Origin of the sequence: Actinoplanes sp. L3-i22 (genome assembly GCF_019704555.1) — a bacterium.
GTDB lineage: Bacteria > Actinomycetota > Actinomycetes > Mycobacteriales > Micromonosporaceae > Actinoplanes.
In genome coordinates, this window is the sequence record NZ_AP024745.1 from 2,377,871 (window position 1) to 2,394,441 (window position 16,571).

Consider the following 16,571-nt stretch of genomic DNA (forward strand, 5'->3'; position numbering starts at 1 on the left):
CGATCTGCGGTGACAGCCGGCGACCGGGCCGGACCCGGCCGCCTCACGAGGGGGAAGGAAACCCATGTTCCGCATTCTCGGCAGTGCCGCCGCGGTGGCGACGGCGCTGGCTCTGGCCGCTCCGGCGGCCGCGGTCGCGGACACGCAGACCGACTACTCGATCAACCTCAGCAAGAGCTCGGCCACCCTGGTCGAGGGTGGCATCGCCACGAACCATCTGACCTTCACCGTGATCCCCCGGCTGGAGGACACCCGGGTGACCCTGAGCGTGACCGGGCTGCCCAGCGGCGTCACGTCGCGGTTCCTCCCGGCCACGCCGTTCCTGGACGGCAGTTCGAGCCTGTTCCTGACCGCTCCGGCGCCGGCGCCCGTCGGCACGTACACGGTCACGATCAACGCGCTCACCCGCAACAGCAACCCGGAGGCCGCATCGGCGAGTTTCACGCTGACCGTCCTCGGCGGTTAGCACTCCGGTGACCGGTCATGGCCGGGCGCTGTCGCGGTTCGCGGCGGGCCCGGCCATGATCCGGTGGTCCGAAGTGCTCAGCGCGCCGGGGTACGGGCGCCGGTGGCGGCCAGCTTGTGCAGCAGATCGGTGGCGGTGAACGGCTTCTCCACGAAGGCGATGTCCCCGTCCAGGACGTGGGTGCTGCCGAGCAGGCCGTTGCTGTAGCCGGACATGTAGATCACCGGGAGGCCGGGCTGGCGCTCGGTGAGCAACTCGGCGAGCCGGGGGCCGGACATCTCCGGCATGATCACGTCGGTCAGCAGCACGTCGCAGCCGTGCTGGTCGTACATCGCCAGGGCCTGCCGGCCGTCGGTGGCGACCTGCACGCGATAGCCGTTGTCGGTCAGGATCCGGGTCACGATCCGGGCCAGGGCCACCTCGTCCTCGACGACCAGCACGGTCCGCCCGTCGCCGCGCGGCGGCCGGGCCGGTCGGCCGTTGCCGGGAACCGCCCGGGCCACCGGGCCGTCGACCAGGGGCAGGTAGATCCGGAAGGTGGTGCCGACGCCGGGCTCCGAGTAGAGGTTCACGCTGCCGCCGGCCTCGGTGACGATGCCGTACACGGTGGCCAGGCCCAGCCCGGTGCCCTTGCCACGCGGCTTGGTGGTGAAGAACGGCTCGAAGATCCGTTCCGCCACCGCCGGCGGCATGCCCTCGCCGGTGTCGCTGATCTCCAGCCGGGCGTAGCGGCCGGCCGGCAGCGGCGGCTGCATGTTGACCTCGTCGCCGTCCAGGTCGGCGTGGTTCGCCTCGAGCACCAGGGTGCCGCCGTCCGGCATCGCGTCCCGGGCGTTGATCGCCAGGTTGAGCAGCACCTGCTGGAGCTGCCCGGGGTCGGCGTGCACGGTCAGCGGCGTCGCGGACGGCACCACCACCAGGTGGATGTGCTCGCCGATGGTCCGCTCCAGCATCGCCTCGATCTCGGCCAGCGCCTGGTTGAGCGCCACGTTGCGGGGCTGGATCGCGTCCCCGCGGGTGAACGTGAGCAGCTGCCGGGTCAGGTTGGTGGCCCGCTCCACCGCGGTGCGCACCTGGATCAGGTCGCCCTGCACGGCCGGCCGGTCGGCGGTCTCCTCGATCGCGAAGTCGGTGTAGTTCGCGATGATCGCCAGGATGTTGTTGAAGTCGTGCGCCACCCCGCCGGCCAGGTTGCCCAGGCTCTCCATCCGCTGCGCCTGCTGGGTGCGCTCCTGCACGGCGCGCTGCCGTTCGGCGTGCTCCTTGGCGGCGGTGATGTCCCGGGCGACCGCGGAGATGCCGGTGATCGTGCCGGTGTGGTCCCGGATCCCGGTGATCATCAGAGAGATGTCCACCGGGGTGCCGTCCTTGCGCACCCGGCGCGCCTCGTAGGTGGCGCTGCGGGCGCCGTCGCGGATCTGGGCCATCACCTCGCGCTGCTTCCCGGCGCCGCTCTCGTCGCCGGTGACCACGGCGATCGACCGGCCCATCACCTCCTCGGCGGTGTATCCGAAGACCCGCTCCGCGCCGTGGTTCCAGGCGGTGATCAGGCCGTCCGGGGTGATCCCGAGGATCGCGTCGTCGCTGTGCTCGACCACCGTGGCCAGGGTGACCCGGTGCGCCTCGGCCACGTCCCGGGCGGCCCGCTCCCGGGCGTCTGCCTCGTCCAACTGGTGCCGGGTCACCGGGTCGACATAGATCGAGCCCTTGTCGAGCAGCACCCCGTAGCCCCGGCGCAGCGTCCAGTAGTAGATCGCGACGGTGGCGGTGAGCGTGTCCCAGACCGCCGAGGTCCAGAACCAGTTGCCCGGCTGGGCGTGCGCGAGGTGCTCGCCGGGCCGGATCGCGGCCAGCAGCGCGGTGAACGCGTGCAGCCCGTGCCCGACCGCGCAGCTGAAGAAGATCATCGCGGTCGTGCCGGCCAGCTTGTTGCTGCGCAGTTGGCCGGCCCGGGTCACGGGCACCACGATGGCCACCGTGATCGCCGTATAGGCCACCATGATCACCAGGTTGGCCAGCAGGAACATCTGGTCCGGCACGCTCGTCTGATCGGCCGTGCCCCGGAGTAGCTGAGGTGCGTTCCAGGTGTCTGACGGAACCGCGCAACATCCTGGACACGACATTGTAATGGGAGCGCTCCCATGTAACGATGACGGTCACTGTCTACGCTCCCTGTCCCCGAAGGGAACACTCCGATGCGCGCTCTCGCGCGGCTGGCTCTCGCCACTCTTGTGGTCGCGGCCCCGCTCACCGCTGTCGTGGCCGCCCAGGCAGCCGACGACCCCACCCCGATCACCGTCCTGACCAGCGATTTCGAGGACGGCACGGTCCAGGGCTGGGGTGGCCGGTCGGCCGAGGTCCTGACCAACAGCACCGCCGTCGCGCACGGCGGCACGCACAGCCTCGCGGTCACCGGCCGGACCGCGACCTGGAACGGGCCGGCGCTGAGCGTGCTGGGCACGTTCACCAAGGGCACGGCGTACACGATCTCCGCCTGGGTGCGGCTGGCCGACGGGTCGGACAACGCCCGGCTCAGCGTCGAGCGCCGGACCGCCGGGACCGCGACCTACGAGACCGTGGTCGGCAACACCGCGGTCACCGCCACCGGCTGGGTCAACCTGACCGGGCACTACACGCTCTCGGCCGACGTCGACTTCCTCAGCGTCTACGTCGAGACCGCCTCCACCACCGGTTCGCTCTACCTCGACGACGTGACCGCCAGCTACGTGCCGGCGCTGCCGATCCAGACCGACATCCCCGCGGTCAAGGATGTGGTCACCGAGTTCCCGGTCGGCGCGGCGATCACCGGCGCCGAGATCACCACCGAGCACGGCGACCTGCTGGCCCGGCACTTCAACTCGGTCACCCCGGGCAACGCGCTGAAGTGGGACGCGACCGAGCCGACCGAGAACACCTTCACCTACACCCAGGCGGATCCGCTGATCGCGTTCGCCAAGGCGCACGGGATGAAGGTGCGCGGGCACACGCTGGTCTGGCACAACCAGACACCGGCCTGGGTCTTCGCGGACGCCACCAAGGAGGTGCTGCTCGCCCGGCTGGCGAACCACATCCGGAACGTGGCGGCCCACTACGGCGACACGATCGGCACCTGGGACGTGGTCAACGAGGTGATCGACGAGTCGCAGTCCGACGGCTTGCGCCGCAGCAGCTGGTACACGATCGCGGGCCTGGACTACATCCGTACGGCGTTCCGCACCGCCCGCGAGGTCGCGCCGAACGCCAAGCTCTGCATCAACGACTACAACACCAACGTGCCCGCCAAGCGCGACGCCCTCTACAACCTGGTCGTCCAGCTCAAGGGCGAGGGCGTACCGATCGACTGCGTCGGCCACCAGATGCACGTCAACGTGAGCTGGCCGTCGATCGCGGACACCGAGGCGATGCTGAAGAAGTTCGAGGGGATCGGCGTCGAGCAGCAGATCACCGAGATGGACGTCAGCATCTACACGAGCAGCGGGGAGTCGTTCCCGACGCCGCCGGCCGACCGGCTGCTGTCCCAGGCCTACATGTACCGGGACATGTTCGCGCTGTTCCGCAAGTACCAGGCCGACATCACCTCGGTGACGCTGTGGGGGCTGGCCGACGACAACACCTGGCTGGACACGTACCCGGTGGCCCGCAAGGACGCGCCGTTGCTGTTCGACACCCGGTTGCAGGCCAAATCGGCGTACTGGGGAGTGGTCGACCCCGCCAAGATCGGCGGCACCTCGTCGCCGTCCCCGAGTGCGTCGACCAGTGCCTCGGCGTCACCGTCGCCCTCGACCTCCACGGGAGCCGGATCCTGCGCGGTGACCTACCGGGTGACCGGCAGCTGGCCCGGCGGGTTCCAGGGGGACGTGAAGATCGCCAACACCGGAACCTCGGCGATCGCCAACTGGAAGCTGGCCTGGACGTTCCCCGGCGGCCAGACGATCTCGCAGCTCTGGAACGGCTCGGTGGTCCAGTCCGGCTCGGCGGTCACGGTCACCGGCGCCGCCTGGAATGCCACGATCGCCGCGGGCGGCTCGGCCTCGGTCGGCTTCCTCGGGTCGTGGACCGGCAGCAATCCGGTCCCGGCCGCCTTCACCGTGAACGGGACCGCCTGCACGGTCCTCTGAGTGGAAACGGGTTCTCCGAAAGTTTCGGGACATTCGTCAAGTTGATCGCCAGTTCACCGGTTGACTCGTATAGACGTAGAGCTATACGTTACCGACACGCGATCGGCATTTTCCCGAAACTTTCGGAGCGCTTCATCCACCGGAGGCGTACCCATGCGAAGTCATCTCGCGGGCGCGATTGCTGTGCTCGCCCTCCTCAACCCGATCCCCGCCCACGCCGCGCCGACTGATCAGCAGACGGCCGGCTACCTTTCCACCACAGCCGGGCCCGGCCGCTTCCCACTCGTCGAGCGGGGCACCGCCGCACCCGTCGTGACCAGCGCCGAGGACTACCCGGGCGTCCTCCGGGTGGCCGGCGACCTGCGCTCCGACATCGGCTCGGCCACCGGTGTCACCCCGGCCGCCGTCCTCGGCGGCCGGGACCCGATCATCGTCGGGACGATCGGCCGCTCCGCCCTGATCGACCGGATGATCGCCGCCGGCCGGCTCGACGCCAGGGGCATCGCCGGGAAGTGGGAGACCTCGCTCCAGCAGGTCGTCGACCACCCGCTGCCGGGCGTGCGCCGGGCATTCGTGATCGCCGGCAGTGACCAGCGCGGCACGATCTTCGGCGCCTACGACGTGTCCCGGCTGATCGGCGTCTCGCCCTGGCACTTCTGGGACGACGTGCCGGTCCCGCACGCGGACGCGCTCTACGCCCTGCCCGGGCGGCACAGCCAGGGCACACCCAAGGTCAAGTACCGCGGGTTCTTCATCAACGACGAGAACCCGGACACCGGCACCTGGGCGCCGGCCTTCTTCGGGCCGGGCAAGGCGCCCGGCTACCCCGGCGGGCTGAACGCCAACTACTACGCCAAGGTCTTCGAGACGATGCTCCGGCTCAAGGCCAACTACCTGTGGCCGGCCGTCTGGGGCCGGGCGTTCGCCGAGGACGACCCGGCCAACCACGCCACCGCGAGCTACTACGGCGTGGTCATGGGCACCTCGCACGAGGCGCCGATGATGCGCGGCATCGAGGAGTGGAACCGGCATCCGGCCGGCACCGGCGAGTGGAGCTTCCGCCGGAACCCGGACGCGATCAAGGACTACTGGCGGACCGGCATCGAGCGGATGCGCGACCAGGACATCGAGGGCGTGGTCACGCTCGGGATGCGCGGCAACGGCGACGTGAGCCTGCCCGACGGCGACGGCATCGACCTGATGAGCTCCATCATCGACAGTCAGCGGCAGATCCTCGGCGAGGAGGGGATGCTCGGCGCGCCGCAGGTGCAGACCCTCTACAAGGAGGTGCAGCGCTACTGGGACCAGGGCTACCGGCCGCCGGACGACGTGACAGTGGTCTTCTGCGACGACAACTGGGGCAACATGCGCAAGCTGCCCGACCCGTCGTTGCCGGCGCGCAGTGGCGGCTACGGGCTCTACTACCACTTCGACTACGTCGGGGACGGCCGCAACTACAAGTGGGCCGACACCGCGAACCTGGTCAACACGTGGGAGCAGCTGCACCGGTCGTACACCTCCGGGGTTGATCGTCTCTGGGTGGCGAACGTCGGGGATCTGAAGAACGACGAGGAGCCGACCCAGTTCTTCCTGGACTACGCGTGGAATCCGGACGCGATCCCGCTGAGCGGCCTCGGCGCCTGGGAACGCCGCTACGCGGCGGAAAGCTTCGGCACGTCACTGTCCGCTCCGATTGCGGAAATTCTTTCCCGGTACGGCGTTCTGCAGTCCCGCCGCAAGCCGGAGCTGCTCAACCGGCGGATCACACTCGACCCGGCCAAGGACCCGAGGACGGATCCGACCGCGGTGGTCTACGACGACCAGGGCAATCCGTTCAGCCTCACCGACTACGGCGAGATGGACCGGGTGGTCGCCGAGTGGCAGGCGCTCGCGGCGCGCACCGAGAAGCTCCGCGCGCGGGTGCCGGACGCCTGGCAGGACGCGTTCTTCCAGCTCGTCTACTACCAGGTGGCGGCGACCGCGAACCTGTACGAGCTGCGCCGGGCCGAGTTCACCAACATCATGTACGCCGCGCAGGGGCGGGCCGCGACCAACGACCTGGCCGACGAGGCGGAGGCCCGGTTCGCCACGGATCAGGCGCTCAACGCGCACTACAACACCGCGCTGGCCGGCGGGAAGTGGAAGGACTGGCAGCTCCAACCCAAGATCGGGTACGGGAACGTGGCCCGCTACGGGCCGAACGCGCCGTGGCAGCAGCCGGAGTTGAACAACGTGGCGCTGCCGGACGAGATCTACCCGTACCTGAAGCGGATCGAGGTGCCGGCCGGGGCGTCGCTCGGGGTCGGGCTCGACGGCGGGGACAGCGCGGTGCTGCCCGAGTTCAGCCCGTGGCAGGCGCAGGACCGGCAGTACGTCGACGTCTACAACAAGGGGACGACGCCGTTCGCCTACCGGATCACGACCCCGGTCCCGTGGGTGCACGTCACCTCGGCGTCCGGGACGGTGACCAAACAGGTCCGGGCGTACGTCTCGGTCGACTGGAAGCGGGCCCCGGCCGGGGTCACGTCCGTACCCCTGACGGTGGAAGGCGCGGGAAGCGCGGCCGTGGTCCGCGCCCCGATCCGCAACCCCGGGATCACCCCGCGGGGGTTCGCCGAGGCCAACGGGTACGTGTCCATCCCGGCGACCGGCTTCGATCAGAAGTCCGGGAGCTGGCGGGTGCTGCCCGGGATCGGCAAGACCGGCGACGGGATCATGCCGGTCAGCGCGTCGCCGCAACTGTCCTACCAGGTCACGCTGACCACGACCGGGCCGGTCGAGATCTCCGCGCTGCTGGCCCCGCGCAACGGGAGACTGCGGTACACGATCGCCGTGGACGGCGGGACGCCGCAGGAGGTCGACGCGGTCGCGGCGACCGGCGCGAACGACACCACGATGAACCGGCAGTGGGCCCGCAACACCTCGGACAACGTCAACGTCACCACCACCACGCACGAGATCGGCCGGGCCGGGACGCACACCGTGACGTTCCGGGCGATCGACTCGGCGGTGATCCTGCAGCGGCTGATCGTCGACACCGGCGGGGTCAAGTACAGCTATCTCGGCCCGCCGACCAGCCGGAGGTTCTCATGAAACGGCGCGCACTCCTGGCCGGTTCCGCCGGCGCCGTGACGGCCGGCCTCGCCGCCCCGACCGCGGCCACCGCCGCCGCCCCGTCCTCGTGGGTGCACACCTGGACCGCGATGCCGCAGCTGACCGAGCCGGGGAACCTGCCGCCGGCGCCGTTCACCGGCCCGGACGCGGTGCTGGTGGACACCACCCTGCGGCAGACCGTGCACACGTCGATCGGCGGCAAGCGGCTGCGGGTGCGGATCTCGAACGCCTTCGGGACCACCGACCTGCCGCTCACCGCGGTGTCGGTGGCGCTCCCGGTGGACGGCCGACCGGGGGTGTCCGGCATCGTGCCGGGGACCTCGCGGACCCTGACCTTCGGCGGGGAGCCGTCGGTCGTGGTGCCGGCCGGGGCGCAGATCGTCTCCGACCCGATCACCCTGACCGTCGCCGCGCGGTCGAACCTGACCGTTTCCGCCTACCTCGCGGCCGGGCAGGCGGGCCTGAACCTGACCTCCCACCCGGGCTCCCGGACCACCTCGTGGCTGGTCAACGGCGACCAGTCGGAGAAACCGGAGTTGTCCGGCGCGGCGCCGGTCGACCACTGGTACCTGATCAGCGGCGTCGAGGTGACCGCGTCCTCGGCGGCCGGCGTGGTGATCATCGGGGACTCGCTGACCGACGGCCGGGGATCGACCACCAACGGCAACGACCGGTGGCCCGATCAGCTCGCGGCGCGGCTGCGGGACCCCCGGCTGGCCGTGCTCAACCAGGCGGCCGGCGGAAACCGGGTGCTGCACGACGGGCTCGGGCCGAACGTGCTCGCCCGCTTCGACCGGGACGTGCTCGGGGTCAGCGGGGCGGCCTGGGTGCTGATCTTCGAGGGGGTCAACGACATCGGGACGGCCGAGGCGACCGAGGCCGGGCAGCGTCAGGTGATCACGGCGCTGACCGGGGCGTTCCGGCAGTTGGTGCTGCGGGCGCACGCCCAGGACCTGCGGGTCTACGGCGCGACGATCACGCCGTTCGGGGGGAACACCGGGTATGACGATCCGGGTGGGCTCCGGGAGCGGGCCCGGGTCGCGGTCAACGGGGTGATCCGGGGCGGCCTGTTCGACGCGTATGTGGACTTCGCGGCGGCGGTGGCGGACCCGGCCGCGCCGTCCAGGTTGGATCCGGCCTTCGACGTGGGCGATCACCTGCACCTGAACCCGGCGGGGTACGCGGCGCTGGCCGCCGCCGCGCCGCGCCGCCTGTTCTGACGTTCCGCTGGGTGGGCCCGTGGCTCTCGGCCGCGGGCCCGCGTGGACGACCGCTACGGCTCCTCGTCCTGCGCTCGAATGAGGTGGCGCAGGCGAGGGTCGTCGATCGCGGTGGCCATTGCCCGCAGGGCTTCGGTGAGAGGGCAGCGCGGATCTCAGGATCGTCCGCGGGCGATTGCCGGGCCAGGGCGTAGGTGGCCCAGTTCCGCACGTCCGGAGCGGGGTCGGCGGAGAGGTTGATCAGGGCTTCGACGGCGGTGGGTTCCGGGCGCCCGCCGAGTCCGAAGGCCACCGAGAAGCGGACGTCGGGGCAGGGATGGGTGTGCCACCGGACGAGCCCGGGGACGGCGAAAGGGGTACGGCCGGTGGCCGTACCCCTTTGAGCTTTGCCTTGGTCAGGGAATGCTGATCTTGCCGGTGAGGGTGTTGAAGATGGTGGAGATCTGGTTGCCGAACCCCGTGACGGCGACGATGCAGATGCCGGCGATGAGGGCCGCGAGGAGTGAGTACTCGACGGCGGTGGCGCCCCGGTCGTCGCCCGGGAGAAGGTAACGGGCGCGGAGGTATGCCGCGATCATGTTGAGCTTTTCCATGGCGCATCCTTGCGAGGGGGCACCGCCGGAGCGGTGGAGTCGAGGTTCGCTGTGGCCGGCGTCCGGGGCGGGCACCGGGATTCCGGCCGTCAGATGTCGTTCGTCAGGTGATGACGAGCTTGCCGGTCAGCGTGTTGAAGATCGAGGCGACCTGCTTGCCGAACGCGGTGACCGCGACGATGCAGATGCCGGCGATGAGAGCGGCCAGGAGCGAGTACTCGACGGCGGTCGCGCCCTCGTCGTCGCTGTGCGGCGAGAAGTACCGGGCGTGTACGTAGGCGAAGATCATGTTGAGCTTGTCCATGGCTGTCTCCTTGTCGGCGGGTGCCGCCGGGGTGGCGGCTGGCGGCACCTGTCACTTCGTCCGGCGGTGCGTGGGCTGAAGCCCGATCGCGGTGCAGTACAGGTGTTACGGGTTGCGGAATGCCGCGCCGAGCACGGCGCCGGTAGAGCGGGAAGAGCGAGGGGAGCCGATGGCGCCGCTCAGGTGATGACGAGCTTGCCGGTCAGCGTGTTGAAGATCGAGGCGACCTGCTTGCCGAACGCGGTGACCGCGACGATGCAGATGCCGGCGATGAGAGCAGCCAGGAGCGAGTACTCGACAGCCGTCGCGCCCTCGTCGTCGCTGTGCGGCGAGAAGAAGCGGGCGTGTACGTAGGCGAAGATCATGTTGAGCTTGTCCATGGCTGTCTCCTTGTCGGCGGGCGCCGCCGGGGTGGCGGCTGGAGGCACCTATCACTTCGTCCGACCAATGGCCCGCTGAAGCCTGATGGAGTTGCAGATCAGGTGTACCGCGTTGCGGAATGTGATCAGTGGGATCAGCACGGCCGCCGCCGATTTGCCCCGGTTGCCGGTCGGGTGCCGGGCTACGCGGCGGGCACGGCCACGCGCGGCCGGGCGAGGAACGTCGCCACCAGCGCGACCACACAGAGCACGGCGAGGCTGAGGAACCCGGCCCGGAACGACCCGGTCGCGTCCTTCACCGCGCCGAGCGCGTAGACGAACGCGAAGCTGCCGAGGTTCGCGCAGAAGTTGCCGAACCCGCTGAGCAGCCCGGCCCGCCGCGACCCGAGCACCGCGATCGGCAGCGCGAACAGCGGCCCGAAATACACCTGCACGACCACCGAGATCATCGCGACCACGGCCAGCACGGCCGGCATCCCGGGTACGTAGGTGAGCAGCGCCAGCCCGGCCGCGAGGGTCGCCAGCGAACCGCCGATCACCAGCAGCGGCCGGCCGATCCGGTCGGAGAGGTAGCCGCCGAGGTAGTTGGCCGGCGCGGTGAGCGCGGCCCCGAGCGCCGCGACCAGGCCGGCCGCGGTCAGCGACTGGCCGCGGTCCACCACCAGCCAGGTGGGCAGCCAGAACGTGAAGCCCTGCGCGACCGCCAGCCGCGCGAACTGGATCACCCCGGTCAGCCAGACGATCCGGTGCCGGAGCAGGACGGGCAGGTCGGCGACGCGGACCGGGTCGTCGCTCGGCGGTTTCCGGACGGCCGGTCCGGCGGCGCGGCGGTAGAGCAGCAGGGTGCCCAGCCCGGCCGCCGCGAACAGCCCGAACAGCAGCCGCCAGCCGACGTGCCCGACCAGCAGCGGCCCGATCGAGCTGAGCAGGATGTTCGACGAGAAGCCGCCGGCCACGTACAACCCCATCGCGGTGGCGCGCCGGTCACTGGGGAATTCCGCGCTGATCAGCATCAGCCCCGGCGCGAACACCAGCGCCCGGAAAAACCCAGAAAAAGCCTGATTCAAAAGCAGCATTTGGTACGACGTGAGCACCGCGAACAGGGCCGCGAGCAGGTTCGTCCCCAGCAATCCGACCAGGAACAGCGTCCGCGGGGAGAACCGGTCGGCGAGGAATCCGGACGGCACCTGCATCAGGGCGTACACCAGGTTGCTCGCCGCCGCGAGCGTCCCCGCCTGGGCGAACGTCAGCCCGAGGTCGGTGCGGATCAGCGGCAGGAACAGCGCGATCCCGCCGAAGATCAGCGCCTGGGTGCTCTGGCAGACGACGAGGAGGGTGATGATCGCGCGGCGCACCGGGCGATGATCGCACGCCCTCAGAGAATGGGCATGCGCGCCGAAGAGGGTGGGGTCGACCACCTTCCGCCCGTCGAGGGGACAAACGGTGCGCCTGCCACGTCTCACCATCAAGCTGCGCCTGATCGTCTGCGTGGTGCTGCTCACCGGGCTGTCGCTGTCGCTGGTCGCCGGGTACATCTCGCGGCAGAGCTCGGCGGAGGCCCGGCGCACCGGCTTCGCGTACGCCCAGGAGGTCGCCGCCCGCAACGCCGCCTCGGTGCAGCAACAGCTGATGGTCGCGATGAACACCGCCCGGGACCTGACCGAGGCGATGGCCGCCGAGTCGACCTCCGGCGGCACCCGCGCGACCGCGAACGCCGAGCTGAAGGCGATCCTCACCGGTCACTCGGCGTTCCTCGGGGTGTGGACGGCATGGGAGCCGGACGCGTTCGACGGCGCGGACCGGCGGTACCGCAACGCCGACGCGCGGCACGACGCCAGCGGGCGGTTCGTGCCGTACTGGTTCCGGGACGGCGATGCGATCAAGTCGGCGGTGCTGACCGACTACACCACCGCGGGCGCCGGCGACTACTACCTGATCGCCAAAAACACCGGAAAAGAAAAGGCGATCGAGCCCTATACGTACGCGGTGGGCGGCAAGGACGTGCTGATGACCTCGATGGCCGCGCCGATCGTCGAGGGCGGCAGGACGGTCGGGGTGGCCGGCGTCGACCTGCCGCTGGACTCGGTGGCCGCCGCGGTCGCCGCGATCAAGCCGTTCGGCACCGGCTCGTCGATGCTGGTGAGCTCGAACGGTCTGCTCGCCGGGGGTGGGGACAGCGCGCAGGCGGGCAAGGCGGCCGACGCCGGGGTGGTCGCGCTGGCCGGCCGGGCGGCCCAGTCCGGGACCGCCGCGCAGCGGATCCTCACCGGCGACGACGAGCGGGTGCAGATCGCCGCGCCGCTGAGCCTCGGCGCGACCGACACCTGGTCGCTGATCGTCACGGTGCCGACCGCGACGATCCTGGCCGAGGCGACCGCGGCCCAGCGCACCAGCATGTGGATCACGGCGGTCGTGGTGCTGCTCGCCGCGGTGATCGCGTTCCTGCTGGCCCGCTCGGTGGTCCGGCCGATCGAGCAGCTGCGGGACCGGATGGCGCAGATCGCGGACGGCGACGGCGACCTGACCCAGCGGGCCGAGGTGACCCGGGACGACGAGGCCGGGCAGCTGGCCGCGGCGTTCAACCGGTTCGTGGAGAAGGTGGCCGGCACGGTGCGCGGCATCGCCGGATCGGCGGACGAGGTACGGGCGGCCACCGACCGGCTCAACGCGACCACCACCCGGCTCGGCGCGGACGCGGCCCAGGCCTCCGACAAGTCCGGCACCGCCTCCGAGGCCACCCTGACGGTCAACGAGGGCGTGCAGTCGGTGGCCGCCGGGGCCGAGCAGATGAGCGCGTCGATCGCCGAGATCGCGTCGAGCGCCGCCAAGGCCGCCGAGGTGGCCAACAACGCGCGGGTCGCCGCCGAGGGCACGAACAGTCAGGTGGCCGCGCTGGGCACGGCGACCGAGGAGATCGGCGACGTGGTCAAGCTGATCACCACGATCGCCGAGCAGACGAACCTGCTGGCGCTGAACGCGACGATCGAGGCGGCCCGCGCCGGTGAGCTGGGCAAGGGCTTCGCAGTGGTGGCCGGCGAGGTGAAGGAGCTGGCCCAGCAGACCGCCCAGGCGACCGAGGAGATCACCAACCGGATCGCGGCGATCCAGGCGATCAGCGGCAGCGCGGCCACCGCGATCGGCGAGATCGTCCAGGTGATCGCGACCATCGGCGACTACACCACGTCGATCGCCTCGGCGGTGGAGGAGCAGACCGCGACGACCAACGAGATGAGCCGGGGCGTCGCCGACGCGGCTGGCAGCACCGGGCGGGTGTCCGAGGCGATCGCCGAGGTCGCCGAGGTGTCCCAGAAGGCGTCGGCGAACGCGCGGGACGCGCAGGCCGCGGTCGCCGACCTGTCCCGCCTGGCGGGGGACATGACGGCCCTGGTGAACACGTTCCGTTACTGACGGTCGGCAGGACTGTTTACGTTAACATCGCTTCGTCTCGATGCGCTATGCCTGCTGGGGTGGCTGTTCGTCATCTTCACGTCTGGCCGCCGACCATGGTTTCCATGTGTCGGTGACGTTACGAATGTGTCATGCGAGCACGAATCCCCACCGCGCTGTGCGCGGTCCTGCTGGCGACGTTCTTCACCGTCCCCACCTCCCCCGTGGCCGCGGCCACCAACGGCTTCCGCGGCGTCAACTGGGCCGATCAACGCGACAACTTCGTCGACGACACCCTCGTCCTGGGCGGGCTGAGCACCTCCGACAGCTACGCCACGACGCAGGCCAAGGCGAACGCGATCCTGACCGGCTTCGTCAACAACCTCGGCGCCAACACAGTCCGGATGCCGGTCAACTACGCGACCGTCGCCGGGTCCTACTGGGCGTCCTACACCGGCGCCATCGACATGGCCACGTCCAAGGGCCTCAAGGTGATCCTGAGCTACTGGGAGGGCGCCAGCTCCCGGGACGGCCTGGTCGACAACGCCACCCAGTACTGGTCGTTGTGGCAGACGATCGTGACCAAGTACTCGTCGAACGCCAACGTCTACTTCGAACCCTTCAACGAGCCGTACGGCTACAGCGACGCCGACTGGAAGAACCTGGCCGCCCAGTGGCTGACCACCTACTCCGGCGTCCCGAAGGCACGGGTGATCATCAGCGGGGCCGGCTACAACCAGCGGCTGACCACGATCGCCACCGACACGCGCTTCGACGGCACGCTCATCTCCCGGCACATCTACCAGTTCTTCGACTCCGCCCGGCACACCGAGGACTCGTGGCGGGAGGCTCTGCGGACCAGCGTGGGGTCGTACGCCAGCCGGGTTCTGATCACCGAATTCGGCGCGACCATGACCGACGGGCGCAACTACAACGCGCCCTCGACGACCAACGACTTCGTCGCGTTCATCCGCGGGACGGCCGCCGAGGCACGGGCCGAGGGGCTGGGCACGGTCTACTGGCCGGGCGTGCGGATCGCCGACCCGTACCGGCTGCAGGAGATCAGCGGCAGCGGCACCGCGCTGACCCTGACCACCACCAACAACTCCGGGCGCGACCAGCTGCGCTACTCGTGGGGCCTGGACGTCACCGGCAACACGCTGCTCACCCACTACCGCGTCACCAACCGCAACAGCGGCAAGGCGATGGACGTGGTCGGCTCCTCGATCGCGGAGAGCGCCGAGGTCAAGCAGTACACCTGGAACGGCGGCGCGAACCAGAAGTGGTCCTTCGAGGACCTGGGCAACGGGTACGTCCGGGTGGTCAACCAGTACAGCGGCAAATGCCTGAACGTGGCGTCCGCGTCGACCGCCGACGGGGCCAACGTCATCCAGTACACCTGCGGGAGCGGGACCAACGAGCAGTGGTCGTGGGTCGCCTCCGGCAGCTACTACACGCTGGTCGCGCGGCACAGCGGCAAGTGCCTGGACGTGGTCGGGTCCGGGACCGCCGACGGCACCGACATCAGCCAGTACACCTGCAACGGCGGCACCAACCAGCAGTGGACCAGGACCGCGGCATGAAGCGGCTGCTCTCGCTGGCACTCATCGCGGTTCTGGTCGCGTTCTGGGGCGCCCCGGCCCAGGCGGCGGCGGTGACGATCACCAACGGGACCCAGTTCGGCGGCGTGCACGCGCACGGCGGCGGCGTTATCAAGGTCGGCTCGTACTACTACTGGTTCGGCGAGAACCGCAACGCCGACGACACGTTCTACGCGGTCAGCGTGTACCGCTCGACCGACCTGCAGAACTGGGAGTTCCGCAACAACGTGCTGACCCGGTCGTCCGCGTCCGAGCTGGCCTCGGCCAAGATCGAGCGGCCCAAGGTGGTCTACAACGCGTCCACCGGCAAGTACGTGATGTGGATGCACAAGGAGAACGGGACGGACTACGCCGAGGCCCGGGCGGCGGTCGCGGTCTCCGACACGGTGGACGGGAATTACACGTACCAAGGCAGCTTTAGGCCTTTTGGTTCTTATATGTCGCGAGACATCACTCTTTATCAGGAGGGGACGGCCGCCTACATGATCTCGGCGGCCGACGAGAACAAGGACCTGATGATCTACCGGCTCACGTCCGACTATCTGAACGTCGAGTCGGTGGTCGGCAACTTCTGGAACGACGCGTCGCGGGAGGCGCCGGCGCTGTTCAAGCGGGGCAGCACCTACTTCATGCTGACCTCGGGGACGTCCGGCTGGAACCCGAACCAGTCGAAGTACGCGACCGCGTCGAGCATCTCCGGGCCGTGGACCGGGTGGACGAACTTCGGCGACGCGACCACGTACAACTCGCAGCCGGCCTACGTCCTGCAGCTGGGCAGCAGCTACCTCTACCTGGGCGACCGTTGGGCGGGTGCCTGGGGCGCCGCGGTCAACAGCTCGGAGTACGTCTGGCTGCCGATCGCGTTCCCGTCGAGCACGTCGGCGTCGATCGCCTGGTCGCCGACGATCACCGTGGACGCGGCGGCCGGGACGATCACCGGCAGTGCGGTCCCCTGGTACCGGGTGACGAACCGCAGCTCGGCCAAGGTGATCGACGTCTGGAACTCCTCGACCGCCGACAACGCCGAGGTGCGCACCTATGCGGCTAACTCCGGCACCAACCAGCAGTGGGACTTCCGCACCACCGGCGGCGGCTATCTCCACGTGATCAACCGCAACAGCGGGAAGTGCCTGGACGTGGCGTCCGCGTCGACGGCGGACGGCGCCAACATCATCCAGTACACCTGCGGAACCGGCTCCAACCAGCAGTGGCAGTGGGTGGCGAACGGCAGCTACTACCAGCTCAAGGCCCGGCACTCCGGCAAGTGCCTGGGCCTGGCCGCCGACGCGGTCGACCTGCAGCAGACCACCTGCTCCACCTCCGCCACCGACCAGCAGTGGTCCCGAGCCGCTGCCTGACAACTGAGATCCTCCGAGTGCGGCCCGGCG

Annotated in this window: 12 protein-coding genes and 1 pseudogene; 7 read left to right on the forward strand and 6 right to left on the reverse strand. The window is 70.0% G+C overall.

Annotation, left to right across the window (positions count from 1 at the left end):
- The first annotated feature begins 64 nt into the window (after window positions 1-64).
- Complete coding sequence (locus L3i22_RS10815) at window positions 65-466, forward strand: hypothetical protein (RefSeq protein ID WP_221326829.1); 402 nt, start codon at window positions 65-67, stop codon at window positions 464-466.
- Window positions 467-543: 77 nt separating this feature from the next.
- On the opposite strand, the gene L3i22_RS10820 is transcribed toward L3i22_RS10815, so the two are convergent.
- Window positions 544-2,505 carry a PAS domain-containing sensor histidine kinase gene (locus tag L3i22_RS10820; protein WP_255658108.1) on the reverse strand — a complete coding sequence of 654 codons (1,962 nt, stop codon included), beginning with the start codon at window positions 2,503-2,505 and terminating at the stop codon, window positions 544-546.
- A 156-nt stretch (window positions 2,506-2,661) separates the two neighbouring features.
- Between L3i22_RS10820 and L3i22_RS10825 the strand changes: the two genes are divergently transcribed.
- From L3i22_RS10825 to L3i22_RS10835, 3 genes are all read left to right on the forward strand, one after another.
- On the forward strand, window positions 2,662-4,584 hold the full coding sequence (locus L3i22_RS10825; RefSeq protein ID WP_221326831.1) for an endo-1,4-beta-xylanase: 1,923 nt from the start codon (window positions 2,662-2,664) through the stop codon (window positions 4,582-4,584).
- 153 nt (window positions 4,585-4,737) lie between these two features.
- Window positions 4,738-7,677, forward strand: a complete 2,940-nt coding sequence (locus L3i22_RS10830) for a glycosyl hydrolase 115 family protein (protein WP_221326832.1) — start codon at window positions 4,738-4,740, stop codon at window positions 7,675-7,677.
- Window positions 7,674-8,918, forward strand: a complete 1,245-nt coding sequence (locus tag L3i22_RS10835) for a GDSL-type esterase/lipase family protein (protein WP_221326833.1) — start codon at window positions 7,674-7,676, stop codon at window positions 8,916-8,918. Before L3i22_RS10830 ends, L3i22_RS10835 begins: the two co-directional genes overlap by 4 nt.
- A 169-nt stretch (window positions 8,919-9,087) precedes the next feature.
- Here the strand turns inward: L3i22_RS10835 and L3i22_RS54575 are convergent.
- From L3i22_RS54575 to L3i22_RS10855, 5 genes and pseudogenes are all read right to left on the reverse strand, one after another.
- Window positions 9,088-9,237 (reverse strand): annotated as a pseudogene (locus L3i22_RS54575) (HEAT repeat domain-containing protein); the annotation flags it as partial.
- A gap of 76 nt (window positions 9,238-9,313) precedes the next feature.
- Window positions 9,314-9,511 carry a Flp family type IVb pilin gene (locus tag L3i22_RS10840; protein WP_221326834.1) on the reverse strand — a complete coding sequence of 66 codons (198 nt, stop codon included), beginning with the start codon at window positions 9,509-9,511 and terminating at the stop codon, window positions 9,314-9,316.
- A 103-nt stretch (window positions 9,512-9,614) separates the two neighbouring features.
- Window positions 9,615-9,815 (reverse strand): Flp family type IVb pilin, encoded by a 201-nt coding sequence (locus L3i22_RS10845; RefSeq protein ID WP_221326835.1) that lies wholly within the window; start codon window positions 9,813-9,815, stop codon window positions 9,615-9,617.
- A gap of 179 nt (window positions 9,816-9,994) precedes the next feature.
- Complete coding sequence (locus L3i22_RS10850; RefSeq protein ID WP_221326836.1) at window positions 9,995-10,195, reverse strand: Flp family type IVb pilin; 201 nt, start codon at window positions 10,193-10,195, stop codon at window positions 9,995-9,997.
- A gap of 182 nt (window positions 10,196-10,377) precedes the next feature.
- Entirely contained in the window at window positions 10,378-11,550 is a 1,173-nt protein-coding gene (locus L3i22_RS10855) for a nitrate/nitrite transporter (protein ID WP_221326837.1), read from the reverse strand.
- An 88-nt stretch (window positions 11,551-11,638) separates the two neighbouring features.
- Between L3i22_RS10855 and L3i22_RS10860 the strand changes: the two genes are divergently transcribed.
- The 3 genes from L3i22_RS10860 to L3i22_RS10870 all read left to right on the forward strand — a co-directional run bounded on the left by L3i22_RS10860 (window position 11,639) and on the right by L3i22_RS10870 (window position 16,541).
- Window positions 11,639-13,603 (forward strand): methyl-accepting chemotaxis protein, encoded by a 1,965-nt coding sequence (locus L3i22_RS10860; RefSeq protein ID WP_221326838.1) that lies wholly within the window; start codon window positions 11,639-11,641, stop codon window positions 13,601-13,603.
- 131 nt (window positions 13,604-13,734) lie between these two features.
- Window positions 13,735-15,165 (forward strand): RICIN domain-containing protein, encoded by a 1,431-nt coding sequence (locus L3i22_RS10865; protein ID WP_221326839.1) that lies wholly within the window; start codon window positions 13,735-13,737, stop codon window positions 15,163-15,165.
- The gene (locus L3i22_RS10870) at window positions 15,162-16,541 is read left to right on the forward strand and encodes an RICIN domain-containing protein (RefSeq protein ID WP_221326840.1); all 1,380 of its coding nucleotides are present in this window, start codon (window positions 15,162-15,164) and stop codon (window positions 16,539-16,541) included. Before L3i22_RS10865 ends, L3i22_RS10870 begins: the two co-directional genes overlap by 4 nt.
- The last annotated feature ends 30 nt before the right edge of the window (window positions 16,542-16,571 follow it).